The organism is Micromonospora carbonacea, from assembly GCF_014205165.1.
GTDB lineage: Bacteria > Actinomycetota > Actinomycetes > Mycobacteriales > Micromonosporaceae > Micromonospora > Micromonospora carbonacea.
Genome location: NZ_JACHMZ010000001.1, coordinates 4,328,366 through 4,352,768 on the forward strand (window position 1 = coordinate 4,328,366; position 24,403 = coordinate 4,352,768).

The 24,403-nt window shown below is 74.2% G+C and carries 23 protein-coding genes and 1 pseudogene; 10 read left to right on the plus strand and 14 right to left on the minus strand.

Annotation, left to right across the window (positions count from 1 at the left end; all coding sequences use genetic code 11):
- Positions 1–85: 85 nt before the first annotated feature.
- A complete protein-coding gene (locus tag HDA31_RS18515; RefSeq protein WP_074475909.1) occupies positions 86–814 on the minus strand; it encodes a PP2C family protein-serine/threonine phosphatase in 729 nt (242 codons plus the stop codon).
- A 209-nt stretch (positions 815–1,023) separates the two neighbouring features.
- Here HDA31_RS18515 and HDA31_RS18520 point away from each other — a divergent pair, with 209 nt between their 5' ends.
- Complete coding sequence (locus HDA31_RS18520) at positions 1,024–3,645, plus strand: glycoside hydrolase family 9 protein (protein WP_178064217.1); 2,622 nt, start codon at positions 1,024–1,026, stop codon at positions 3,643–3,645.
- Between the two features lie 89 nt (positions 3,646–3,734).
- Here the strand turns inward: HDA31_RS18520 and HDA31_RS18525 are convergent.
- The 6 genes and pseudogenes from HDA31_RS18525 to HDA31_RS18550 form a co-directional block, all read right to left on the minus strand.
- A pseudogene (locus HDA31_RS18525) lies at positions 3,735–4,310 on the minus strand (snapalysin family zinc-dependent metalloprotease); the annotation flags it as partial.
- A gap of 144 nt (positions 4,311–4,454) precedes the next feature.
- Entirely contained in the window at positions 4,455–4,712 is a 258-nt protein-coding gene (locus HDA31_RS18530) for a UBP-type zinc finger domain-containing protein (protein WP_074475904.1), read from the minus strand.
- Positions 4,709–6,283: a Na+/H+ antiporter gene (locus HDA31_RS18535; RefSeq protein ID WP_178064215.1), complete on the minus strand. Its 1,575-nt coding sequence runs from the start codon at positions 6,281–6,283 to the stop codon at positions 4,709–4,711. The genes HDA31_RS18530 and HDA31_RS18535 overlap by 4 nt, the downstream gene beginning before the upstream one ends.
- Before the next feature lie 37 nt (positions 6,284–6,320).
- Complete coding sequence (locus HDA31_RS18540) at positions 6,321–7,283, minus strand: TIGR03885 family FMN-dependent LLM class oxidoreductase (protein ID WP_178064214.1); 963 nt, start codon at positions 7,281–7,283, stop codon at positions 6,321–6,323.
- Positions 7,284–7,314: 31 nt separating this feature from the next.
- Positions 7,315–8,727 carry an NADP-dependent succinic semialdehyde dehydrogenase gene (locus HDA31_RS18545; RefSeq protein WP_178064213.1) on the minus strand — a complete coding sequence of 471 codons (1,413 nt, stop codon included), beginning with the start codon at positions 8,725–8,727 and terminating at the stop codon, positions 7,315–7,317.
- Between the two features lie 12 nt (positions 8,728–8,739).
- Entirely contained in the window at positions 8,740–9,003 is a 264-nt protein-coding gene (locus HDA31_RS18550; protein WP_074475900.1) for a DUF6343 family protein, read from the minus strand.
- A 206-nt stretch (positions 9,004–9,209) separates the two neighbouring features.
- Between HDA31_RS18550 and HDA31_RS18555 the strand changes: the two genes are divergently transcribed.
- Entirely contained in the window at positions 9,210–10,058 is an 849-nt protein-coding gene (locus tag HDA31_RS18555; RefSeq protein WP_178064212.1) for a GDSL-type esterase/lipase family protein, read from the plus strand.
- Between the two features lie 82 nt (positions 10,059–10,140).
- On the opposite strand, the gene HDA31_RS18560 is transcribed toward HDA31_RS18555, so the two are convergent.
- The 3 genes from HDA31_RS18560 to HDA31_RS18570 all read right to left on the minus strand — a co-directional run bounded on the left by HDA31_RS18560 (position 10,141) and on the right by HDA31_RS18570 (position 12,278).
- Positions 10,141–10,947, minus strand: a complete 807-nt coding sequence (locus HDA31_RS18560; protein WP_246384548.1) for an EcsC family protein — start codon at positions 10,945–10,947, stop codon at positions 10,141–10,143.
- A 47-nt stretch (positions 10,948–10,994) separates the two neighbouring features.
- The gene (locus HDA31_RS18565; RefSeq protein WP_176734927.1) at positions 10,995–11,141 is read right to left on the minus strand and encodes a hypothetical protein; all 147 of its coding nucleotides are present in this window, start codon (positions 11,139–11,141) and stop codon (positions 10,995–10,997) included.
- A 132-nt stretch (positions 11,142–11,273) separates the two neighbouring features.
- Positions 11,274–12,278 (minus strand): peptidase M23, encoded by a 1,005-nt coding sequence (locus tag HDA31_RS18570; RefSeq protein ID WP_178064211.1) that lies wholly within the window; start codon positions 12,276–12,278, stop codon positions 11,274–11,276.
- Positions 12,279–12,695: 417 nt separating this feature from the next.
- Here HDA31_RS18570 and HDA31_RS18575 point away from each other — a divergent pair, with 417 nt between their 5' ends.
- Genes HDA31_RS18575 through HDA31_RS18585 form a run of 3 tightly spaced genes read left to right on the plus strand, consistent with a single transcriptional unit; the run spans position 12,696 to position 14,785 of the window.
- On the plus strand, positions 12,696–13,616 hold the full coding sequence (locus tag HDA31_RS18575) for a proteasome assembly chaperone family protein (protein WP_074475897.1): 921 nt from the start codon (positions 12,696–12,698) through the stop codon (positions 13,614–13,616).
- Positions 13,617–13,653: 37 nt separating this feature from the next.
- Entirely contained in the window at positions 13,654–14,451 is a 798-nt protein-coding gene (locus HDA31_RS18580) for an exodeoxyribonuclease III (RefSeq protein ID WP_178064210.1), read from the plus strand.
- A gap of 13 nt (positions 14,452–14,464) precedes the next feature.
- Positions 14,465–14,785 carry an antibiotic biosynthesis monooxygenase family protein gene (locus HDA31_RS18585; protein ID WP_178064209.1) on the plus strand — a complete coding sequence of 107 codons (321 nt, stop codon included), beginning with the start codon at positions 14,465–14,467 and terminating at the stop codon, positions 14,783–14,785.
- Between the two features lie 16 nt (positions 14,786–14,801).
- Here HDA31_RS18585 and HDA31_RS18590 read toward each other — a convergent pair whose 3' ends face one another.
- Complete coding sequence (locus HDA31_RS18590) at positions 14,802–15,515, minus strand: TetR family transcriptional regulator (protein WP_178064208.1); 714 nt, start codon at positions 15,513–15,515, stop codon at positions 14,802–14,804.
- 104 nt (positions 15,516–15,619) lie between these two features.
- Here HDA31_RS18590 and HDA31_RS18595 point away from each other — a divergent pair, with 104 nt between their 5' ends.
- Both HDA31_RS18595 and HDA31_RS18600 read left to right on the plus strand, forming a co-directional pair.
- Positions 15,620–16,360 (plus strand): DUF4386 domain-containing protein, encoded by a 741-nt coding sequence (locus tag HDA31_RS18595; protein ID WP_178064207.1) that lies wholly within the window; start codon positions 15,620–15,622, stop codon positions 16,358–16,360.
- Positions 16,361–16,423: 63 nt separating this feature from the next.
- A complete protein-coding gene (locus tag HDA31_RS18600; protein ID WP_178064206.1) occupies positions 16,424–17,128 on the plus strand; it encodes a VOC family protein in 705 nt (234 codons plus the stop codon).
- A gap of 60 nt (positions 17,129–17,188) precedes the next feature.
- On the opposite strand, the gene HDA31_RS18605 is transcribed toward HDA31_RS18600, so the two are convergent.
- Both HDA31_RS18605 and HDA31_RS18610 read right to left on the minus strand, forming a co-directional pair.
- The gene (locus HDA31_RS18605; protein ID WP_178067267.1) at positions 17,189–17,860 is read right to left on the minus strand and encodes a class F sortase; all 672 of its coding nucleotides are present in this window, start codon (positions 17,858–17,860) and stop codon (positions 17,189–17,191) included.
- Positions 17,861–18,015: 155 nt separating this feature from the next.
- The gene (locus tag HDA31_RS18610; protein WP_178064205.1) at positions 18,016–18,696 is read right to left on the minus strand and encodes a hypothetical protein; all 681 of its coding nucleotides are present in this window, start codon (positions 18,694–18,696) and stop codon (positions 18,016–18,018) included.
- A gap of 214 nt (positions 18,697–18,910) precedes the next feature.
- Between HDA31_RS18610 and trmB the strand changes: the two genes are divergently transcribed.
- From trmB to HDA31_RS18625, 3 genes are all read left to right on the plus strand, one after another.
- Positions 18,911–19,543, plus strand: a complete 633-nt coding sequence (gene trmB, locus HDA31_RS18615) for a tRNA (guanosine(46)-N7)-methyltransferase TrmB (protein WP_260422436.1) — start codon at positions 18,911–18,913, stop codon at positions 19,541–19,543.
- A 139-nt stretch (positions 19,544–19,682) separates the two neighbouring features.
- Positions 19,683–22,196 (plus strand): DEAD/DEAH box helicase, encoded by a 2,514-nt coding sequence (locus HDA31_RS18620; protein ID WP_178064203.1) that lies wholly within the window; start codon positions 19,683–19,685, stop codon positions 22,194–22,196.
- A 337-nt stretch (positions 22,197–22,533) separates the two neighbouring features.
- Entirely contained in the window at positions 22,534–23,181 is a 648-nt protein-coding gene (locus HDA31_RS18625) for a hypothetical protein (RefSeq protein WP_074475888.1), read from the plus strand.
- Between the two features lie 273 nt (positions 23,182–23,454).
- Here HDA31_RS18625 and HDA31_RS18630 read toward each other — a convergent pair whose 3' ends face one another.
- Positions 23,455–24,402 (minus strand): ABC transporter substrate-binding protein, encoded by a 948-nt coding sequence (locus tag HDA31_RS18630; protein ID WP_074475886.1) that lies wholly within the window; start codon positions 24,400–24,402, stop codon positions 23,455–23,457.
- Position 24,403 lies beyond the last annotated feature (1 nt).

The following is a 24,403-nucleotide window of genomic DNA, read 5'->3' on the forward strand; positions in this document are numbered from 1 at the left end:
GGGGGTGTCCCGAGGCTCCGGATGCCGCGATGTCGCCGACATGGCGGCGGCCACCCGGGCGGGCGGCGGCCCGGCCGGCGGCGGGTCAGTCCTCGGCTACCACGTCGGCGATGACGACGGTGACGTTGTCGGGGCCGCCGGCGCGCAGCGCCAGGTCGATCAGCCGCCGGGCGCACTCGTCCCGGTCCGGGTGCCCGGCCAGCACCTCGGCGAGGGTGTCGAGACGCACCACGTTGGACAGGCCGTCGCTGCACAGCAGCCAGCGGTCGCCGGCCCGGGGCACCATGGTCGCGTACGCCGGGGAGACCTCCCCGCCCTGCAACGCCTGGGTGACCACGGCCCGGCGGGGGTGGCTCGCGGCCTGGTCGGGGGTGATCAGGCCCTGGTCGACGAGCATCTGCACGAAGGTGTCGTCGCGGGTGATCTGCTTGAGCACCCCCTCCCGGTAGAGGTAGGCGCGGGAGTCGCCGACGTGGGCCAGGGCGAGGCAGCTGCCGGTGCGGGCGAAGAGCAGGGCTGTCAGGGTGGTGCCCATGCCCTGCCGCTCGGGGTCCTCGCGCACGGCCTCGGCGATCCGCGCGGTGGCCTGCTCGATGCCGCTCTGCAGGGCGGCGACCAGGGCGTCCTCGGGTGTGGCCAGGTCCAGGGGTCCGACCGCGTCGATCGCGATGCGGCTGGCCAGGTCTCCGGCGGCCATCCCGCCCATGCCGTCGGCGACGGCGACGAGCCAGGTGCCGGAGTGCAGGGCGTCCTGGTTGCCGCTGCGGATCAGCCCGCGGTCGCTCGCCCCGACGGAACGCAGCTTCAGGGTCATGGCACGCAGCCTGCCAGTTGGAGGGCGCAGTTGTCTCTAGGAGATCGCGACGACGCCGCGTGGCGCGGCGAATCTCACGCGGCGGGACGGGCCGACCAATCTTTATTCAGCCACCTCAATTGACACGGCCGACACCCGCTGGAAATATCAGGCGGATAGTGGGAGCGCTCCCAGCATCGGCGCAGCCCCGTCCCCCGGAAGGATCCCCCGTGACGCCATCCCGACGACGTCGACGCCACCTCGCGGCACTCGCCGCGGCGACCGCCCTGGCTCTCACCGGCACCACCGCCGGTGTGGCCCACGCCGAGGTCCCCCCGGACGCCCCCGAGCAGCTGAAGAACGGCGACTTCAGCGAGGGCGTCTCCCCCTGGTTCTCCTACGGCACCGGCCCGCTCGGGGTGACCGACGGCCGGCTCTGCGCCACCGTCGACGGCGGACTGGCCAACCCCTGGGACGCCGGCATCGGCCAGGACGCCGTGCCGCTGACCGCCGGCTCCGAGTACGAGCTCTCCTTCGACATCACCGCGACCCCCGGGGCGAACGTCAAGGCCGTGCTCCAGCTCGGGGCGGCCCCCTACACGCAGTACGCCAGCGTGGACGCCGCCGCCACCGGCACCAGCGCCCACTTCGCCAAGACGTTCACCGCGAGCGAGGACAACCCGAGCGCGCAGATCATCTTCCAGGTCGGCGGGGCCGCCGCCGAGCAGACCATCTGCCTCGACAACGTCTCGCTGCGCGGCGGTGAGCCGCCGGTGCCCTACGAGCCGGACACCGGGCCCCGGGTGCGGGTCAACCAGGTCGGCTACCTGCCCGGCGGCCCGAAGAACGCCACCGTGGTCACCGAGGCCACCACCCCGTTCGCCTGGCAGCTGCGCTCCGCCGCCGGCGCGGTGGTCGCCAGCGGGCAGAGCAAGCCGCGCGGGGTCGACGAGGCGTCCGGGCAGAACGTGCAGACCATCGACTTCTCGTCGTACCGCACCCCGGGCACCGGCTACACGCTCGTCGCCGACGGCGAGACCAGCCACCCGTTCGACATCTCCGGCACGCTCTACGACAAGCTGCGCAGCGACGCCCTCCAGTTCTTCTACATCCAGCGCAGTGGCATCGCCATCGACGGCGACCTGGTCGGCGACGAGTACGCCCGCGCCGCCGGACACATCGGCGTCGCCCCCAACCAGGGCGACACCAGCGTGCCCTGCCAGCCGGGGGTCTGCGACTACTCCCTCGACGTGCGCGGCGGCTGGTACGACGCGGGCGACCACGGCAAGTACGTGGTCAACGGCGGCATCGCCACCTACCAGCTGCTGAACGCCTTCGAGCGGACCAAGACGGCGGCCACCGCCGACGCCGGCGCGGGGCTGGGCGACAGCACCCTGCGCGTGCCCGAGCGCGGCAACGCCGTGCCGGACATCCTCGACGAAGCCCGCTGGGAGCTGGAGTTCCTGCTGCGCATGCAGGTGCCGGCCGGCAAGCCGCTGGCCGGGATGGCCCACCACAAGATCCACGACAAGAACTGGACGGGCCTGCCGCTCGACCCGGCCGCCGACCCGCAGCCGCGCGAGCTGCACCCGCCGTCCACGGCCGCCACGCTCAACCTGGCCGCCGTCGCCGCCCAGTGCGCCCGCCTGTTCGCCCCGTACGACGCGGCGTTCGCCACCCGCTGCGGCACCGCCGCGAAGACCGCGTACGCGGCCGCCAAGGCGCACCCGGCGATCTACGCCAGCCCCACCGACGGCACCGGCGGCGGCGCGTACGACGACACCGACGTCAGCGACGAGTTCTACTGGGCCGCCGCCGAGCTGTTCCTGACCACCGGCGAGGCCGCGTACCTGACCGACCTGACCGCCTCGAAGCACCACACCGGCGCGGTCTTCGGCGACCAGGGCTTCGGCTGGCAGGGCGTCGCCGCGCTGGGCCGCCTCGACCTGGCCACCGTCCCCAGCGGCCTGCCGGCCGCCGAGCGCACCCGGGTCCGCGCCTCGGTGACCGCCGCCGCCGACCGCTACCTGGAGATCGCCGCCAGCCAGGCGTACGGTCTGCCGATGCCCGGCGACGCCAACAGCTACTTCTGGGGCGCCAACGGCAACATCACCAACAACGCGGTCGTGCTCGGCACCGCCTTCGACCTGACCCGCGAGGCGAAGTACCGCGACGGGGCCGTGCAGGCGGCGGACTACCTGTTGGGCCGCAACGCGCTCAACATCTCGTACGTCACCGGGTGGGGCGAGCACACCGCGCGCAACCAGCACAGCCGGATGTACGCCAACCAGTTCGACCCGACCTCGCCCAACCCGCCCGCCGGCTCCCTCGCCGGTGGCGCGAACGCCGGCCTCCAGGACCCGTTCTCGTCGAACCTGCTCGCCGGCTGCAAGCCGATGTTCTGCTACGTCGACGACATCAACTCGTACTCGACGAACGAGATCGCGATCAACTGGAACTCGGCGCTGAGCTGGCTGGCCTCGTTCCTCGCCGACCAGGACGACGCGGCGGCCGTGCCGACGCCCACCTGCTCGGTGTCGTACGACAACTACGGCACCTGGCACGGCGGCACCGGGTTCACCGCCCAGGTGACCATCCGCAACACCGGCACCGCCGTCGTCAACGGCTGGACCGCGAAGTTCGCCTTCACCGGTGACCAGAAGGTGCGGGAGGCGTGGATGGCGAAGGTGACCCAGTCCGGGGCCACGGTGACGGCGAAGAACGAGTCGTACAACGCCCGGATCGACCCGGGCGGCGCGACGACCTTCGGCTTCAACGCCACCACGGGCGGCGGCGCGAACCCCGCGCCGGGCCTGGTCACGGTCAACGGCGCGCCCTGCGCCCTGTCCTGACCCGACCTGCCGGAAAAGGGTGGCCTCCCGTGCGGGGGGCCACCCTTTCGGCGTTCCGGCCGCGCGGATCAGGGGGCGTCGTGCGCCCCGGCGGTGCCCCCGCCCACGACGCTCGGGGCGGCCTCGCCGCCGACCCAGACGTACGTCTTCTCGATCGCCGTCGTGGCGGCCAGGCCGCCGGCGAAGAGCTGGTTGACCCGGGACGCCTCGGCGGCGCTGGGGGTCGCGTTGGCGCAGGACACCGGCGCGCTGCTGCCGGACATCAGGTCGGAGCAGAGGCCGGTGCGCTTGTCGGGCAGGCCGAGGATGTGGCCGATCTCGTGGGTGGCGATCCGGGTGCGGTTGTAGCCCTCGTTCACCGCTTCCCAGCCCATCCACACCCGGCCGTTGCCCAGCGAGGTGGTCTGCGCCCGGGGCCAGCCGTTGTCGACGTAGATGGTGATGTTGCCGGGGGTGGCGGGCAGCAGCCGGACGGTGCTGACGTTGCTGTTCCAGATCTGGGCGGCCTGGTCGAAGTTGGTGCGGAACTCGCCGGCCCGGCTCGCGTCGTAGTAGACGGTGCGGACGGCGGACGCGCTGGTGCCGGTGGCGGCCAGCACCCCGGCGGCGGCCAGGACGGTCGCGGCCAGGGCGCCGGCCGTACGCAGCAGGTGTCGTCGGATCACACGCACTCCTCGGAGTTCCGGCGGCGGCGCCGCCACTCATCGATGTGCGCCGATCTTAGGTCGATCCGCCGCCGGTCGCCCGCATAGCGGTTGCGTCATACGAGCCGCGTCGACCGGGCCCCGCGCGCCCGTCGGGGCGACGGCTCAGCCGATCTCCTCGTCGACGAAGCACCAGCGCCACGCCTCCCCCGGCTGGATCGAACGCATCACCGGGTGCCCGCTCTCCGCGAAGTGCTTCGACGCGTGCTGGTACGGCGACGAGTCGCAGCAGCCCACGTGCCCACAGGCCAGGCAGGACCGCAGGTGCACCCAGTCGTCGTTGCCGACGGCCACGCAGTCCGGGCACTCCGTCGTGACGCGCGGCTCGGCCGTGCCCGCCTCCGTCAGGTGCTCGCAGCTCATGACTCCTCCTCCCGCCGCAGCAGCGACTCCTCCAGGTCCAGGTCGCGGTACGCCCGCACCAGCACCTCCTCCGGTATCCGGCCGGAGTCGCGGGCGGCCCGGAACACCTCGCGCTCCGCGTCGATCATCTCCTGCCGCAGCCGACCGTACGCCTGCGACGGGGTTTCTCGCTCGGTGCCGCCCAGCCGTTCCCACGCCACGTTGGTGCGCTCCTGCGACACCCGGCGCAGCCGCTCCACGACCGCCGTCGGCGCCGACTCGGCCAACTCGTCGAGCCGCTCCCGGGCGGCCCGGCTGGCCTGCTGCTGGACGCCCGCCGCCGAGAGCGCGTCCTGCACCGGGTCGTCCGGCGGCAGCTTCAGCCGGCGCGCCACCGCCGGCAGCGTCGCGCCCTGCCCGACCAGCGTCGCCACGATCACCGCGAAGGCCAGCCAGATGAACAGCTGCCGGGGATAGGGGCGGTCCTGCGCGAGGGTCAGCGGCAGGGCCAGCGCCGCGGCAAGGGTGACCACGCCCCGCATCCCGGCCCAGCCGATGACCACCGGGAACTTCGCCAACGGGGCCGGGTCCCGCTGCCGCACCCGGGGCACCAGGCGGGTCAGGTAGGTGGCCGGGAAGAGCCAGGCGAACCGGGTCAGGAAGACGGTGACCAGCACCGCGCCGGTGATCGCCGCGAGGAAGCCCAGCGGCTCGTCCAGGTCGTGCACCACCTCGCGCAGCTGGAGGCCGACCAGCAGGAAGACCAGCCCCTCCAGCAGGAACCGGACCAGCCGCCAGAACGCGCCGATCTGCAACCGGGAGGCCGCCGACATCAGCAGCGGCATCTTGTGCCCGATCCCGAGGCCGGTCACCACCACGGCGACCACCCCGGAGGCGTGGATCTCCTCGGCGGCGAAGACCACCGCGAACGGCACGATCAGCGACACCGCGTTGTCCAGCAGCGGGTCGGTGATCCGCTTGTGCAGGAACCCGAAGACCACCACCCCGAGCAGGCCCATCACGATGCCGCCGCCGGTGGCGACCAGCACCTCCCACGCCACGTCGCCGACCCCGACCGAGGTGCCGATCGTCGCCATCGTGGCCACCCGCAGCAGCACCAGCGCGGTGGCGTCGTTGATCAGGCTCTCGCCCTCCAGGATCGTCACCGCCCGGCGGGGCAGGCCGATCCGGCGGGCCACGGCGGTGGCCGCGACCGCGTCCGGCGGGGCGACCACCGCGCCGAGGGCCAGGCAGACGGCGAACGGCACCGCCGGCAGCAGCAGGTGCACCACGAGGCCCACCGCGAACGCCGTGAAGATCACCAGCCCGACGGCGAGCAGCAGGATCGGCCGCAGGTTGCGCCGGAACGCCGGCACCGACGTCTCCAGCGCCGCCACGTAGAGCAGCGGCGGCAGGATGCCCACCAGCACCAGGTCCGGGTCCAGCCGGACCTGCGGGAACCCGGGCACGAAGGACAACGCGAGGCCGACCACCACGAGCAGGATCGGCGCGAGCAGCCCGAGCTTGCGGGCCAGCGCCGCGCCGAGCGTCGCGATGGCGAGGAAGACGACGACCTCGAACAGGGGCTCCATGGGGTACGAGCCTAGGGCCCCTCCCCGCCGGAACGGATCACGCGGCCCGCAGTTTCGGCAGCACCTCCGCGCCGAACGTGTCGATGAACGCCCGCTGCTGCTGGCCGACGTGGTGCAGGGCGATCTGGTCGAAACCCAGCCCCACGTACTCCTCGAGCCAGCCGACGTGCCGGCCGAGGTCGGCCGAGACGTTGACGGCCGCGGCGACCTTCGCCATCGGCACGTCGGCGGAGACGACGTCGAAGTGCTCGGCGGTCTCCAGGTCCCAGCAGACCGGCGGCGCGAAGACGTTGCTGCGCCACTGGTCGTACGCGATCGCCTCGGCCTCGGTCTGCTCCGGCGCCCAGCTCACGTGCACCTGGAGGTGCAGCGGGCCGCGGCCCCCGGCGTCGCGGTAGGCGTCGATCATCTCGCGCAGGTGGGCGGTGGGGGCGTTGACGGTGATCAGCCCGTCGGCCCACTGCGCGCACCAGCGGGCGGTGGCCACGCTGACGGCCGCGCCGATCAGGGCCGGCGGTTGCTCGGGGCGGGTCCACAGCTTCGCCCGGTCGACCGTGACGAGGCCGTCGTGGCTGACCTCCTCGCCGGCCAACAGCGCCCGGATCACGTCGACGCACTCGCGCAGCCGCGCGGCGCGCACGTCCTTGCGGGGCCACGGGCCGCCGGTGATGTGCTCGTTGCTGGCCTCGCCGGTGCCCAGCGCCGCCCAGAACCGGCCCGGGTACATCGCGCCGAGGGTGCCGATGGCCTGGGCGACGATCGCCGGGTGGTAGCGCTGGCCCGGCGCGTTGACCACGCCGAAGGGCAGGTCGGTGGCCTGGAGCGCCGCGCCCAGCCAGGACCACGCGAACCCGGACTCGCCCTGCCGGGCGCTCCACGGGGAGAAGTGGTCCGAGGACATGGCGGCGTCGAAGCCGGCCCGTTCGGCGTGGATCACCGCCTCCAGCAGCCTGGCCGGGTGGATCTGCTCGTGGGACGCGTGGAAGCCGAACACCGTCATGGGCGCACCTCCTACCCAGCCGGCCGCCCGTCTACTCGGCGTGTGCCCCCGCGCCGGCCGTCGCCTCACCCCGGCCCACCCAGACGGTCTTGGTGTTGCAGAACTCGCGCATGCCCAACGCGGACAGCTCGCGGCCGTATCCGGAGTTCTTCACGCCGCCGAAGGGCAGCTCGGGGAAGGAGGTCGTCATCCCGTTGACGAAGACGTTGCCGGCGTCCAGGTCGGTGACGAAGCGCTCCTGCTCCTGCGGGTCGGTGGTCCAGGCGTTCGCGCCGAGGCCGAAGGCGGTCCCGTTGGCCACCTCGACCGCCTCGGCGTACGACGACACCCGGAACAGCCCCGCGACCGGCCCGAACACCTCCTCGGACCAGATCCGCATCTCCGGCCGCAGGTCGGTGACCACGGTCGGCGGGTAGAACCAGCCCGGCCCGGTCGGCTTCTCCCCGCCGCAGAGCACGGTGGCGCCCCGCTCGACGGCGTCGCGGACCTGGGCGTCGATCTCGTCGCGGCCGCGTTCGCTGGCCAGCGGGCCGACGTCGGTGGCGGGGTCCATCGGGTCGCCGACCCGCAGCGCGGCCATGTTCGCCGCGAACCGCCGGGCGAACGCGTCGAAGACGTCGGTGTGCACGATGAACCGCTTGGCGGCGATGCAGGACTGCCCGTTGTTCTGGCAGCGGGCGGTGGTGGCGACCTCGGCCGCCCGGTCCAGGTCGGCCGACGGCATCACCACGAACGGGTCGCTGCCGCCCAGCTCCAGCACCGTCTTCTTCAGCTCCCGGCCGGCGGTCTGGGCGATGGACCGGCCGGCGCCCTCGCTGCCGGTGAGGGTCGCGGCGCGCACCCGGGGGTCGCTCAGGATCCGGTCGACGGCGTCCGAGCCGACGAGCAGGGTGGTGAAGCAGCCCGGCGCGAAGCCGGCGCGGTGGAACAGGTCCTCCAGGTACAGGGCGGTCTGCGGCACGTTCGAGGCGTGCTTGAGCAGGCCGGTGTTGCCGGCCATCAGGGCCGGCGCGGCGAACCGCATGACCTGCCAGAGCGGGAAGTTCCACGGCATCACCGCCAGCACCGGCCCGATCGGCTGGTAGCGCACGAAGGCGCGGGCGGCCTTGACGGCGCGGGCGTCGGCGGGCTCGTCGGCGAGCATCCGCTCGGCGTGGGCGGCGTAGAACCGGCACGCCGCGGCGCACTTGGTGACCTCGGCCTGCGCGGCGGCGTACGTCTTGCCCATCTCCGTGGTCATCAGCCGGGCGGTCTCGTCGCGCTCGGTGTCGAGCAGGTCGGCGGCGGCGGTCAGCCACCGGCCCCGCTGGGCGACGGTGGTCCGGCGCAGGTCGGCGAAGGCCCGGTCGGCCTGCGCGATGGCGGCGTCGACCTGCGCGTCCGACATCGGGTCGTACGACTTGAGCACCTGTCCGGTGGCGGGGTTGGTGGTGGCGATGGACATCTCGTACTCCTGTCACTCGAACAGCGAGTGCCGCGCGCCCGGGGACTCCCGGCGGCGCGCGGCACGGCGGCGCTGGATGACGACCAGGTCGACCGCGGCGACGACGGCGAAGACGACGCAGACGACGCCGAGCCACACCACGCCGGCCCACACCGCCAGCACGGCGAAGATCACCATGGTCACGAGCCCGAAGCCGGCGAGCACGAGGCGGAGGTTCAACGCGCTGTACGCGTGGCCGACGGTGCCGCGGGCGCGGCGGGGCTGCGATCTCGTCATCCCTGCGGGCTACCCCCGATCGGCCCGGTTAACCGGGCATCGGGTCACCGCCGCGCCAACTACCACACCCGGGGACGCCTGGGCGTCGAGTGCCGGAAAGCCGACAGCAGGCGACCGCCCGCGCCGGTGGCGCACGTAGGGTTGGCTGGCTGTCGCACTCCGCCGCGCGGCGGGAAAGCGGGACTGGGGAAGCGGGACTGGGGAAGATGCCTCGACGCTGGGTCGCCGCCGTCGCCTGCCTGCTGGCCCTGGTCGCGCTCGCCTGCGAGGGCGGCGGCGAGGCCGGCCCCCGTCCTTCGGGCGGGTCACCGGCCCCGGGCACGCCGGCCGTGATGGCCGCCCTCGGCGACTCGATCAGCACCGGCTTCGGCTCCTGCCTGATGCTCAGCTCGTGCGAGCGCAACTCCTGGTCCACCGGGGACGGGCTGCGGGTGGACAGCCACTACCAGCGGCTGCTCGACCGCAACTCCAAGCTGCGCGGCGCGGCGCACAACCACGCGAAGCCGGGCGCGCGGGCGGCGGCGCTGGCCGGGCAGGCCGAGGCGGCCGTCCGCGACCGCGCCGACTACGTGACGGTGCTGATCGGCGCGAACGACGCGTGCCGCGACGACGTCGCCGCGATGACCCCGGCGGCGACGTTCCGCAAGCAGGTGGACGAGGGGCTGCGGGTGCTGCGCACCGGCCGCCCCAAGGCCCGGGTCCTGGTGGTCAGCGTCCCCGACCTCTACCGGCTCTGGGAGGTCGGGCACACCGACTCCCGGGCGGTGCGGGCATGGGGACACGGGGTGTGCCCCGCGCTGCTGGCGAACGCCACCTCGACCGCGCCCGCCGACGCGGCACGCCGGGCGAAGGTGCGGGACCGCATCGACGCGTACAACGCCCAGCTCAAGTCGGCCTGCCGGGCCTACGGCTCGCGGTGCCGCTACGACGGCGGGGCGGTGCACCGCGTCCGGTTCACCCTCGACCTGGTCAACGCGCTGGACTGGTTCCACCCCAACGTCGCCGGCCAGGACCGGCTGGCCGACGCGACCTGGGGCGCCGCCGGCTTCGACTGACGGGGCCGCGCCGCCGGCCCCGACCGCACAGGCCGGGCCGGGCGGCCCCGACCGCGTCGGCTCGGGCCGGCGGGGCGGCGCGTCAGCGGGGCCGGGGGACTCCCCCGCCGGGGCCCATGCTGCGGTAGAGCTGCCGGGACCGCTCGGCCAGGTCCTTCGTCGCCGACGAGTTCGCCCAGGTGCCGAGGATGATCGCGGCCCCCGGGATCACCTTGGCGAAGATCCGCTTCGCCGCGCGGACCCCGGCCATCTGGGCCAGCCGGACGCCCAGCCGCAGCATCACCTTGCCGAGCGCGGCCTGCCCGCCCGAGCCGAAGAGGGCCCCGGCGCGCTCCCGCCCGGCGGCCACCCCCAGCGCCAGGCGGGCGGTCTCGGCGACCTTGTGCACCTTCTGCAACACCAGCAGGTCGGTGGCCCGGTCCGGGTGCGTCGGGTCGACCCCGTGCGCCGCCGCGATGTGCAGGACCATCCGCGCCTGCGTCCAGGCCAGCACCCCGACGTCGATCACCGCGCCGGGGAGCCCGGCCGCGCCGGAGACCGCCCCGGAGAGCCGGGCCCGGTTGACGAACCGGCGGACCGCCTGCTCGGCAAGTTCCTCCGTCGGTGCGCCGGGACGCTCCGCCCGCGCGCGGGCGGCCCACCGCGCCGCCTCGGGACCGAGGCGGCGCACCGCCTCCAGGGCCAGGTGTTCCGGCGCGTACTGCGGGTCCTCCCGCATGCGGTCCCAGAGCCGGGCCGGCGGCCCCTCCGGCGCGTCCTCGGCGGCGACCGCCGGGACCGGCAACCCCGGCGCTTCCGCCGGCAACGCTGATGCCGCCTCCGGTGGCACCGGCGCCGGGACCGGCATGGGGACGGTGGGTTGGCCGTCGACGGGGGCGGAATCGGTCACGGAGGCTCCCGGGGTCGGAGACGGGCGGTACGGAGGCGTCGGCGCGGTCAGCGCCGGCTGGACAGGCGGGAGGCGAGCTGCTTCAGCTTGCGCTGCGTCTCCGGCTTGGCCAGCTCGCGGCGGCCCCGGTCGACGATCTGCCGTCCCTGCGGCGACCGGAGGAACCGGGTGAGCCGCTGCACCAGTGCTGACATGTCGTCCTCCTGTCGGTCGTCCTCCTCCATGTGTACCCTGTCCCGGCAAGCGCGAATCGTCCACAGTGGCCGGTCGGGGCCGGCGGGGCGGTTCCGCCCCGCCGGCACGGGCCGCCTGCGGGAGGGCTGGGGTCACATCCCGGCGGCCAGGAAGGCGTCCACCACCTCCGCGGCCCGCCACTCGTGCTGCGCGTAGAGGTCCGGGTACGCGGAGATCTGCACGGACTGGGCCGCGACCGTCAGCGGCAGGTCCTCCCAGCCGGGGATCTCGGCGAGGGCGGCGAGGAACTGCCGGGTGGCGAACGCGGGGTCCATGAGCTGCCCCACCTCGCCCCAGCCGCTGCTGGCGCGCTGCTGGAACAGCCCGACGGAGTCGTGGTCCCAGCCGATGCCCTCGTGCGGATACTCCTGCGACTCGGGCAGCACCCCGCTGGCGACGTTGTAGAGGTTGCTCTCCTGCATCGCGGTGGCCACCGCGATGACCAGCCCGCGCCGCGGAAAGCCCAGCTCCCGGCCGGTGCGCACGATCACCTTCGCGTTCGCCATCTGCGCCCTGGTCAGGCCGGCCACCGGCGCGGGGTCGGCGGGCCGCTTCGGCGCGGCCCGCTTCCGCGCCGCCGACGGCGAGACGCTGGCCGACGGCGAGGCAGTGGCCGACGGGGAGGGGCCGGCCGGCGACGAGGTCGTGGGCGTCGGGCCGCCCGCGCGGTCCAGCGACCGGGAGGCGGCCTCGGCGGCGGCGCGCCGGGCGAGCTCCGCGTCGGCGGCGAGGGGCGCGCCCCGCCCGGCGTCCGCCGGCTCGTCCCGGGCCTGGGCGAGGGCGGCGACGCCCAGGCAGCAGACCACTCCGGCGGCAACGGCCACCGCCGCCCGGCGGCCCCGGCGGGGCGGCCCGACGCGGTCGGGACCGCCGGCCGCCGGCCGGTCCGCCGAACCGTTCGGCTTCGGGAGGTTACGCAGCCACCCCGAGCGGGTACGGGTGAGGTCAGCGAGGGAAGTGAGGGAAGGCCGGAGGCGCCCGGGGCGCGCGTCGCCGGCACTGGTGGTGGGTGGCCGTTCGGATGAGGGGGAAACGTCCGAACGGCCCACCGCCGCGTCCGGGCCACGCTGGTCGTCGAGGATGCCGTCGTCACGCATTCGACGAGGCTAGGCAGGTCATTCCGGGATAACCCAGGCCCCTGGAGTGGCCCTCGCCACACCTACGGGCCCGCGATGCGGACACCCGGGCGACCGGCGTCACGGCCCGGCGCGGACCGGACGGGCCGGACGAACCTCCGGTACGCGCCGACGGACGCACCGGGCGGCCGACAACTCCCCGACGGGCGGGCGACCCGCCCCCGGCACGCCGACTCCGCCGATCGACCGATCCGGGCTCACCCGTTCGGCTCCCCGGCGAGGAACAGCCGAGGACCGGGGCCGTTGCCTGATTGTGATCATGGATGCGGCGCGGGACCGCCCGACGCAGGAATGCACGAGGATGGCGGGTACGTTGCCCGAACCGGGAGCCGTGCGCGCCACGGTCCCGTACGCGCCAGCCCAGGGAGGTCCGCACCGGTGCTCGACCCACACGAGCTCTTCGAGCTCTCCGACGATCTGCCCGAACTCGGACAGCCGGTCCTGATCCAGGCCCTCACCGGCTTCGTCGACGCCGGAAGCGCCACCCGGCTGGCCCGTGAGCAGCTGTTCTCCTCCCTCGACGCCCGCCCCGTCGCCAGCTTCGACGTCGACCAGCTCTACGACTACCGGTCCCGGCGTCCCGCGATGACCTTCGTCGAGGACCACTGGGAGGACTACGACGCCCCCAAGCTGGAGGTGCACCTGCTGCACGACGACGACGAGACCCCGTTCCTGCTGCTCAGCGGCCCCGAGCCCGACCTGCAGTGGGAGCGGTTCGTGGCCGCCGTCGGCGGGCTGGCCGCCCGGCTGGACGTCCGGCTCACCGTCGGGCTCAACTCGATCCCGATGGCGGTGCCGCACACCCGCCCGACCGGGGTGACCGCGCACGCCACCCGCCGCGAGCTGATCTCCGGGTACGAGCCGTGGCTGCAACGCGTCCAGGTCCCCGGCAGCGTGGGGCACCTGCTGGAGTTCCGCCTCGGCGAGCAGGGGCGCGACGCGCTCGGCTTCGCCGCCCACGTGCCGCACTACGTCGCCCAGGCCGAGTACCCGGCCGCCGCCGAGGTGCTGCTCGCGTCGGTGTCGCGCAGCACCGGCCTGCTGCTGCCCCGCGACGGGCTGCGCTCGGCCGCCGAGGTGGTGCGGGTGGAGATCGACCGGCAGGTCGCCCAGACGGAGGACGCCGCCGCCCTCGTCGCGGCCCTGGAGGAGCAGTACGACGCGTTCGCCCGGGGGCGGGGCGAGAAGAACCTGCTCGCCGCCGAGGGCGGCCCGCTGCCGACCGCCGACGAGCTGGGCGCGGAGCTGGAGCGGTTCCTGGCGGAACAGGGCCGACCGGGCGACACCCCGGGGAGCTGACCGGACGGCCGGGGCGGGGATGCGGCAGGCTGGAGGCATGCGCCTGGCGACCTGGAACGTGAACTCGGTGAAGGCCCGCCTGCCCCGGCTGCTCGACTGGCTGGCCGCCACCGGCCCCGACGTCGTCTGCCTCCAGGAGACGAAGTGCCCCGACGGGGCGTTCCCGGTGGCCGAGGTCGGCGAGCTGGGCTACACGGTGGCCAGCCACAGCGACGGCCGGTGGAACGGCGTGGCGATCCTGTCCCGGGCCGGGCTGGCCGACGTGACGGTCGGCTTCCCCGGCGAGCCGGGCTTCCCCGAGCCGGAGGCCCGGGCCGTCTCGGCCACCTGCGACGGGCTGCGGGTCTGGTCGGTGTACGTGCCCAACGGCCGCGCCCCGGACGACCCGCACTACACGTACAAGCTGGCCTGGTTCGCCGCCCTGCGCGACGCGCTGGAACAGGAGCTGACCGGCGGGCTGCCGCTGGCCGTCTGCGGCGACTTCAACGTCGCACCGACCGACGCCGACGTGTGGGATCCGGCCCTGTTCGCCACCTCCACCCACGTCACGCCGGCCGAACGGGATGCCCTCGCCGCCCTGCGCGACCTGGGGCTGGACGACGTGGTGCCGACCCCGATGAAGGGGCCGCACCCGTACACGTACTGGGACTACCGGGCCGGGATGTTCCACCAGGACAAGGGCATGCGCATCGACCTGGTCTACGCGTCCGCGCCGTTCGCCCGCGCGGTCCGCGCCGCGTACGTCGACCGGGAGGCCCGCAAGGGCAAGGGCCCCTCCGACCACGCCCCGATCGTGGTGGACGCCGACCTGGTCCCCGCCGTGGAGGCGTTCTGAGTAGGGTGGGGCCATGGCAGTCGTGAAGATCAACGCGATCGACGTCCCCGAGGGGGCGGGCGAGGAGCTGGAGCGGCGGTTCGCGGCGCGGGCCGGCGCGGTCGAGGGCTCCCCCGGCTTCCTCGGCTTCGAGCTGCTGCGCCCGGTCGGCGGCGAGACGCGCTACTTCGTCTACACCCGCTGGGAGTCGGAGGAGGCGTACCAGAACTGGGCGGCCGGGCCGGCGCGCGCCGCGCACGCCGGTGGCGCGGGCGGCGAGCAGCGACGCCCGGTCTCCACGGGCGCGACCCTGCTGGAGTTCGAGGTGGTCCAGCAGGTGCCGGCCGCCGGCTGACCCCGGGGCCGACCCGTCACGGCACGGCCGGCACGGCCGACCGCCAGCCCGCGCGGTGCAGCCGTTCGGCGCCGTCGAGCAGCAGGTCGAGGGCGAACTCGAACTCGAACTGCTCGTCGCAGCCCTGGCCCACGGCCGCCAGGTCGCCCCCGGTGGCCGCGGTGGCGATGGCCAGGACGTGCGGGAAGCGGTCGGCGAACTCGCGGACCACCGCCTCCTGCTCCTCGGGGGTGGGAGTCCGCGGGGCAGCCGGCTCAGGGGCGTTGAACAACTCGGGGCTGAAGCCCCAGACCCGGTTGCCCAGGGCGTGCATCACGTGGTGGGTGAGGTCGGCGGAGAAGCCGCCGGCCAGGAACGCGCCGGCCAGCGAGTCGAGGTGCCCGAGCACGGTCGGCGTCCGGTTGGTGCGCGACTCGATGGCCTGCCGCGCCCAGGGGTGCCGGAGCACCACCCGCCGCGCCGCGAGGATCCGTTGCCGCACCGCGCCCTTCCAGTGCAGGCCCGGGTCGGCGGGCGCGATCCCGGCGACCACGGTGTCCACCATCCCGTCGAGCAGTTCCTCCTTGTCGGCGACGTGCTTGTAGAGCGCCATCGGCACCACACCGAGGTCCTGGGCGAGCCGCCGCATGCTCACCGCCGCGATCCCGGCCTCGTCGGCGAGCGAGACGGCCGCCCGGAGCACGCGTTCCCGGTTGAGCCGCGCCCGCGGACCCGCGTCGAAGCCCGGCATGACAGGTCCTCCCCGGTCGCCCTTGACGGTGTACGTCGTACACCTTACCGTGAGCCGAAGGTGTACGACGTACACCTTTGGGGTCGAGGACGGGGAGGGCGCAGATGACCGCCAACACGGGACCCACCGCCGCGCCGCCGACGGCGGCCGGCTCGCCCCGGCGCAGGACGGCGCTGGTCGCGGGCGTGTTCTACCTGATCACCTTCCTCGCCTCGCTCCCCGCCGTGGCCCTCATCGCGCCCGTGCTCGACAACCCCGACTACATCGTGAGCGCCGGCAGCGACACCCGGGTGATCGCGGGCTGCCTGCTCGACATCGTCAACGCCGTCGCCTGCGTGGGCACGGCCGTCGCGCTGTTCCCCGTCGTCAGGCGGCAGCACGAGGCCGCCGCGCTCGGCTTCGTCACCGCCCGGGTCCTCGAAGCCGCGATCATCGTCGTCGGCGTCGCAAGCCTGCTGACGGTGGTGACGCTGCGCCAGGAGTCCGCCGCGACGACCGGCGCGGACGCCCCCACCCTCGTCGCCGTCGGCGCGTCACTCGTCGCGGTCCGCGACTGGACGTTCCTGCTCGGGCCCGGCCTCGTGCCCGCCGCCAACGCGCTGCTGCTCGGCTACCTGATGTACCGATCCGCCCTCGTGCCGCGGATCATCCCCCTGCTCGGGCTCGTCGGGGCGCCCCTGCTCGTCGCCTCCGCCGTGGCCACCATGTTCGGGGTCAACGAGCAGGCCTCCGCGCTCTCGGCGATCCTGACCATCCCGGTGGCCGCGTGGGAGCTGTCGCTCGGGGTCTGGCTGGTCGTCAAGGGCTTCCGGCCGGCACCGATCCTCAGCGCCCCCACCACCTGACCGGCGCTGCCGGCCGGGGGTATTCGCGTTGCCGGCCCGCCGGCCCGTGTCTACTGTGCGGTGATGCCCTCGCCGATGCTCACGGTGGCCCTCGACGCGCACGACCCCGTTCGCCTGGCACGGTTCTGGGCCGGCATGCTCGGCCGGGAGGTCGCCGAGGAGGCACGCGGCCCGCTGCTCCCCGGCGACGACACCCAGCCCGGCCTCCGCTTCGTCCCGAGCCGCACGGAGAAGACGGGGCCCAACCGCCTGCACCTGCACCTGACCAGCACCGACCAGGCCGACCAGCAGCGCCTGGTGACGACGGCGCTGGCGCTCGGCGGCGGTCACCTCGACGTCGGGCAGCGCCCCGAGGAGAAGCACACCGTGCTGGCCGACCCGGAGGGCAACGAGTTCTGCGTGATCGCGCCGGGCAACCGCTTCCTCGCCGGCTGCGGCCTGCTCGGCGAGCTGGCCTGCGACGGCACCCGCGAGGTCGGCCTGTTCTGGAGCCGGGCGCTGGACTGGCCGCTGGTGTGGGACCAGGACCAGGAGACCGCGGTCCAGTCACCGCACGGCGGCACGAAGGTCGCGTGGGGCGGGCCGCCCGTCGCCCCGAAGACGGCGCGGAACCGGCAGCGCTTCGACCTCGCCCCGCCCGGAGGCGACCAGCGGGCCGAAGCCGACCGCCTGATCGCCCTCGGTGCCACCCGCCTGGAGACGGGCCGGGACGGCGCGATCATGCTGGCCGACCCCGACGGCAACGAGTTCACCCTCACCCCACCCTGACCGTCCCGCCCCTCCCCCGCGCCCCGCCCGGCCCAACCCCGCTTCGGTGATCAGGCGAGGTCAGGGGTGGGGGTTGGGGGGTAGCAGGGAGGCGAAGGCGATGATGTTGTCGGCGTAGCCCGTCTGGCCGCCGACCCATGCGCCGCCGCAGGTGATCAGCCGCAGTTCCGGTGGGCCGTCGTCGCCGTACACCCGGTCGGCGGGCAGGTCGTCCTTGCCGAAGTGTTCGACGGAGTCCACCGCGAAGACCGCCACGACGCCGTCGGCGCGGGTCACCTCGATCCGGTCGCCGGCGCGCAGTTTGCCCAGGTCGTAGAAGACGGCCGGGCCGTCCCGGGTGTCCACGTGACCGACGATCACGGCCCGGCCGGGCTCGCCGGGGATCACGCTGCGGTCGTACCAGCCGGTCTCGGCGGCGGCGCTCAGCGGCGGCACGGCGATCGACCCGTCGGCGGCCTGCCCGACCGGGCCGACCGGCGCGGACACCCGGATCGCCGGCACCCGGAGGCGCACCGGTCGGCCGGCGGTCGGCGGGCGCGCCTCGTCGGCCACCGCTGCCGCCCGGTCAGCCGGGCGGGTGGCCCACTCGAAGGGCCCCGCCGTGCGGCCGAGGCCGGCGCCGGTGGCGAAGACGCCGAGCAGCACCAGGGCCACGGCCGCCGGCACCGACCAGGGCCGGCGGCCGTCCGGCCGGGCGGACCGGGTGGAGACCGCGCCCGGGGCGGCACGCACGGCCGTCCCGCTGCGGGCGGAGGCACGCACGGCCGCCACCGCCCGGACGGTACCTCCCGACGCCGCGCCCCGGACCGTACCTGCCGACGCCACCGCCCGGACCGTGCGCGCCGACGCCACGCCCGGAGTGGTGCGTGCCGACGCCACGGCCGGCCTCAGCGGCGGTTTCCGCCGCGGCGGGACCGCGGCCGACGGGCCGTGGCCACGCCGATCGTCACGCCGGCCACGGTCAACGCCACGCCGCCGGGCAGCAGCAGGCCGTCGGTGGCGCCCCGGGCGGTGCCACCGAATCCCGTGTTCGGCCCCCGGCTCGGGTAGTGCGTGGGCGGGTACGTCGGGTGACCGGTCGGCTGGTACGTCGGCTTGTGGGTGGGCGCGGGCGAGGGCTGCTTCTTGACCACCTGGAGCATCGTGGTGGCGGTCTCGCCGCCCCGGCATTCGAGCTTGACCCGGTAGTTGCCCGGCCAGATGCGCTCGCGGACCATCGGGGTGCCGGCCAACAGGCCCCGCTGCGGGTGCACGGCGACCCGGCCGAAGGCGTCGGAGACGACGATCGCCGGCACCGAGTTGTCGTGACAGCTCGCCCGGATGCCCACGAGGTAGCCGGGCTGCACGGTGCTCGGGGTGACCTCGACGAAGACGAGCCAGCCGGGCTGTTCGCCACCGGGCGGGCCCGGCGGCGGCTCGGGTGCGGGGGCGGCCACGGCCGGTCCGGCGGCCCACGCGCCCGCCGCGAGCGGCCCGGCGAACGCGGCGACGGCGACGGCGAGCGCGGCACCGACCCGTGCGACCGGGCCCGTGGCGGGTCCGGCACACTGGCGCGTGGCTGCCCCCATGGCCCCTCCCGGCGCGGTAGTGCGTCGCCGGGCAACGGCCCGCCCGGCCTGCCGTACGGGATGAATCTTCTCATCCCCGGTCGTACCTCACAGGCGATCCGGCGCGCTGGTCGCGTACGCTCGGACCGCTGTGACCTCCACCGAAGCGAACCCCGTCGTGACCGTGCCGCCGCACGCGTCGCGGATCCGCACCTTCCACCCCCGCCGGGGCCGGATGACCGGCCGCCAGGTCGACGCCCTCGACCGGCTCTGGTCGGCGTACGGCCTGACGGTCGCCGACGGTCCCGCCGCCGCGCCCGTGGACCTGGCGGCGCTGTTCGGCCGCCGGGCCCCGATCGTGCTGGAGATCGGGTCGGGGATGGGGGACGCCACGGCCGCGATGGCCGCCGCCGACCCAGGCCGAGACTATCTGGCGGTCGAGGTGCACACGCCGGGAATCGCCAACCTGTTGGGGCTGGTGGAGCGCCTCGGGCTGGACAACGTGCGGGTGGCCCGGGGCGACGCGCTGGACCTGGTCCGGGCGCTGCCGGACGGGTCGCTGGACGCGGTGCACGTCTTCTTCCCCGACCCGTGGCCCAAGTCGCGGCACCACAAGCGGCGGATCATCCAGCCGGCGCACGTGGCGCTGCTGCGCTCCCGGCTGACGCCCGGCGGGACGCTGCACTGCGCCACCGACTGGGCGGAGTACGCGGAGTCGATGCGCGAGACGCTGACCGCCGACGCGGGCCTGGTGGACGTGCACAGCGGGTACGCGCCGCGCCCGGCGCACCGGCCGGTGACCAAGTTCGAGCGGCGCGCCCTGACGGCGGGCCGCCCGGTGTTCGACCTGGTCCACCGCCGCGCGTGAGGGTGCCGGCCAAGGCACGGCGCGCGGCGCGCATGCGGTGCAAGGAAGGGCACCCTGTTAACGCATTCTGTTGTACAGGGGCCCCTTCCTAACACCCGGTTGGCGCGGAGGGGCCTGCGACAGGCACGATGGACGGGCTATGACGCTCACCGCCGCGCTGCCGACAAGCGCCGACCCCGACACCCTCTTCGACGCGTTCGCCGGTTGGGCGAAGGAGCGCGGCCTCGACCTCTACCCCCACCAGGAGGAGGCGGTCATCGAGATCGTCTCCGGCGCGAACGTGATCATGAACACGCCGACCGGCTCGGGCAAGAGCCTGGTGGCGATCGCCGCGCACTTCGCCGCCCTGGCCGACGACCGGACGACCTTCTACACCGCCCCGATCAAGGCCCTGGTGTCGGAGAAGTTCTTCGCGCTGTGCGAGGTCTTCGGGGCCGACAACGTCGGCATGCTCACCGGCGACGCCAGCGTCAACGCCGACGCCCCGATCATCTGCTGCACCGCCGAGGTGCTGGCCAACCTCGCGCTGCGCGAGGGCGCGCGGGCCGACGTCGGCCAGGTGGTCATGGACGAGTTCCACTTCTACGCCGAGCCGGACCGGGGCTGGGCGTGGCAGGTGCCGATCATCGAGCTGCCGCAGGCCCAGTTCGTGCTGATGTCGGCCACCCTCGGCGACACCAGCCGCTTCGTCGACGACCTGACCCGGCGCACCGGCCGGCCGACCGCCGTCGTGCGCTCGGCCGAGCGGCCGGTCCCGCTCCTCTTCTCGTACGCGATGACGCCGCTGCACGAGACCCTCGAGGAGCTGTTGGAGACCAAGCAGGCCCCGGTGTACGTCGTGCACTTCACCCAGGCCGCCGCCCTGGAGCGGGCCCAGGCGCTGATGAGCGTGAACGTCTGCACCCGGGCCGAGAAGGACCTGATCGCCGAGGCGATCGGCCGGTTCCGGTTCACCTCCGGCTTCGGCAAGACCCTGTCGCGGCTGGTGCGGCACGGCATCGGGGTGCACCACGCCGGCATGCTGCCGAAGTACCGCCGGCTCGTGGAGACCCTCGCCCAGGCCGGCCTGCTCAAGGTCATCTGCGGCACCGACACGCTCGGCGTCGGCATCAACGTGCCCATCCGCACGGTGCTGTTCACCGGCCTGAGCAAGTACGACGGGGTGCGTACCCGGCTGTTGAAGGCCCGCGAGTTCCACCAGATCGCCGGCCGGGCCGGGCGGGCCGGCTTCGACACCCTCGGCCGGGTCGTCGTGCAGGCCCCCGAGCACGTCATCGAGAACGAGAAGGCCCTCGCCAAGGCCGGCGACGACCCGAAGAAGCGGCGCAAGGTGGTGCGCAAGAAGCCGCCGGAGGGCTCGATCGGCTGGGGCCAGCCGACGTTCGACCGTCTGGTCGAGGCCGAGCCGGAGCCGCTGACGTCCAGCTTCCAGGTCAGCCACTCGATGCTGCTCAACGTCATCGGCCGCCCCGGCGACGCGTTCGCCGCGATGCGGCACCTGCTCACCGACAACCACGAGGACCGCGCCGCCCAGCGCCGGCACATCCGCCGGGCCATCGCCATCTACCGGGCGCTGCGGGCCGGCGGGGTGGTCGAGGAGCTGCCCGAGCCGGACGAGACCGGTCGCCGGGTGCGGCTCACCGTCGACCTCCAGCTCGACTTCGCGCTCAACCAGCCGCTGTCGCCCCTCGCGCTGGCCGCGATCGAGCTGCTCGACGCCGAGAGCCCGTCCTACGCCCTCGACGTGCTCAGCGTGATCGAGTCGATCCTCGACGACCCCCGCCAGGTGCTGTCCGCGCAGCAGTTCAAGGCCCGCGGCGAGGCGGTCGCCGCGATGAAGGCCGAGGGCATCGAGTACGAGGCCCGCCTCGAACTGCTCGACGAGGTGACCCACCCGAAGCCCCTGGCGGAGCTGCTCGACGCCGCGTACGAGATGTACCGGCGGGGGCACCCGTGGGTCGCCGACCACCAGCTCTCCCCCAAGTCCGTCGTGCGGGACATGTACGAGCGGGCGATGACCTTCACCGAGTACGTGCAGTTCTACTCCCTCACCCGCTCCGAGGGCCTCGTGCTGCGCTACCTCGCCGACGCGTACAAGACGCTGCGACAGACCGTGCCCGAGGACGCCAAGACCGAGGAGCTGATCGACCTCATCGAGTGGCTGCACGAGCTGGTCCGCCAGGTCGACTCCAGCCTCATCGACGAGTGGGAGCGGCTGAAGAACCCGTCGGACGTCGCCGAGGCCGCCGAGGCGCACGCCGCCCTCGACGACCGGCCGCCGGCGGTCACCCGCAACGCGCGGGCGTTCCGGGTGCTGGTGCGCAACGCGCTGTTCCGCCGGGTCGAGCTGGCCGCCCTGCGCCGCTGGGACCTGCTGGGCGAGCTCGACGCCGCCGACGGCTGGGACGCCGACGCGTGGGCCGACGCGCTGGAGCCCTACTTCGAGGTGTACGACTCGATCGGCACGGGGCCGGACGCCCGCGGCCCGGCGCTGCTAATGATCGAGCAGGGCCGGGACCGGTGGACGGTCCGGCAGATCCTCGACGACCCCGACGGCGACCACGACTGGCGCATCAGCGCCGAGGTCGACCTGGCCGCCTCCGACGAGGTCGGCGCGGCCGTCGTCCGGATCACGGACGTCGGCCAGCTCTGACCCCGGGCGCGGTCGGCCCGGACGCCGCCGCCTCCACCGGGCACGACGCCTCGGACACGCGCGGCGTCCGGGGTCTGCTCGCCGGTGCCGGCCGGTGGGGCATGGGCGCGGCGGCTGGCGCTGCTCCGGCGGGGCGCGGCGCGCGGTCCCGGCGGGCGGCTGGCCGCGCTCGCCAACCCCGTCGTCCTGGCCGCCCCCTGACCGCTCGCCCGGATGTGCGCGGGGTGCGTAGCGCCGGGCAGACGGCTGCCGATACGCCCCTCATTTCCCTGGGCGATGTCAGACCCGTCGATTAGAATGTATGTACTAAACCAAGTCCTGACCTGGGAGGACTTCCGTGACCGCGCCCACCTCCAGCACCCTCCCGCCCTACGCCACCCTCCTCGGCTTCACCCGGTACGTCGACCGCACCGGGCCCACCAAGGCCAGCTTCGTCGGGGGCCTGCGCAAGCAGCGGGCCAGCAAGCACGGGTTCAACCCGCACGGTCAGTTCGTCAAGGCGCTCAAGGCCGACGTCGCGTTCCACACCGGCGGCACCCACCTGGCGCAGGTGGCCGACGCGGTCAAGCCGCGCTGGCAGCCGCTCTACCGGGCGCTCGTGCCGGGCGCGACGGCCTGGCTGCACTCCCTCGGCGAGCCGACCGGCATCGACCTGGCGCAGACCCGCGACGCCTTGGCCATGCTCGGCGACCTGCCGGTGAAGATCAATCCGCACTTCGGCATCCGGCACGCCGCCGACGGCCGCGCCGAGGCCGTCCGCCTGCACTTCGACGAGGCCCCGCCCAGCGAGGAGGCGGCCCTGGCCACCCTGCACCTGATGGCCCGGCACATGGACGCGGTCCTGCCGCACGCCGCGCCCGTCCTGGTCGACGTGCGGCGGGGCGTGGCGCACCGGATGCCCGACGGCGTCAGGCCCGAGCAGGTCGAGCAGTGGCTGGCCGGCGAGGCGGCGGCCTTCCGCGCGATCTGGTCCACCGCCGCCTGACCCGTCCCACCGCCGCCCGCCCTACCCGCGCCACCTCCCACCGTCCCCACGGGCGGAGGGAGGTGGCGCGATCGCGTACGGGGCCGAGCGGCGCGCCACACGGCAGGCGCGGACGTCGGAGTCGGGGTGGGGTGGGCTGCATGATCGTGCTCGATCCCGGAAACAGTGGCATCCGGGCGCGCGGATGCCACTGTTTCACCGATTAAGCACGATCTTGAAGCCGGGCAGAGCAGGGCAGGGCGGGGCCCAAGCGGTCAGGGTTGGCCGTGGGGGTCAGGCCGCCGGGACGTACTTCTCCAGGTCGTCGATGATCTTGTTGGCGGCGCCGACGCCGATGCCCGTCATCCAGGTCTCGTCGGAGACCACGTGCGCCCGGCCCGCCTTGACCGCCGACAGCCCCTTCCACAGCGTGCCGCCGGTGACGGTGGCCTGCTCCGCGGCGGCCTTCTCGCCGTACGCGGTCACGAAGACGACGTCGGCGTCGACCTCGTTGACCCGCTCGGCGCTGACCAGGTCGAACCGCTTGTCCTCCTTGCCGGCGAGCTGCTGCCGCTCCGGGCGGCCGAGGCCGGTGTCGCCGACGACGATGCCGGAGAAGGAGTCCGGCCCGTACACCCGGATCGCGCCGGGGATGAAGCGCACGATGGAGACGGTGCGGTCGGCGGCGTCGCCGAGCTTCGCGCCGAAGTCCTTCGCCCGCTTCTCGTACGCGGCCAGCAGGTCCTTGGCCTGCTGCTCCTTGCCCAGGGCCTGACCGTCGAGGAGGAAGTTCTCCTTCCAGGTGATGCCCACCTTCTCGGTGAACACGGTCGGCGCGATGGCGGCCAGCTCGTCGTAGAACTTCTCCTGACGGAACTTGCTGCCGAGGATCAGGTCGGGCTTGAGGGCGTTGATCGCCTCCAGGTCGGGCTCGGTGAGCACCCCGACCTCCTTGATGCCGGCCAGCTTCTCCTCGCCGAAGTAGGTGGGCCAGCTCCTCGCCTCGCCGGCGGTCGCCGCGCCGACGGGTGTGACCCCGAGCGAGAGCGCTGTGTCGATCTTGTCGGTGTCGAGGACGACGACCCGCTTCGGCTCGGCGGGCACCTTGGTGGTGCCCATGGCGTGCGTGACCTCACGGGTCTGTCCGGTGGCGGTGCCGGCGACGGGGTCGCTCTCACCGCAGGCGGTGAGTCCGACGCCGAGGGCGACGGCCGCGGTGAGCACGGCGGCGAGACGACGCATG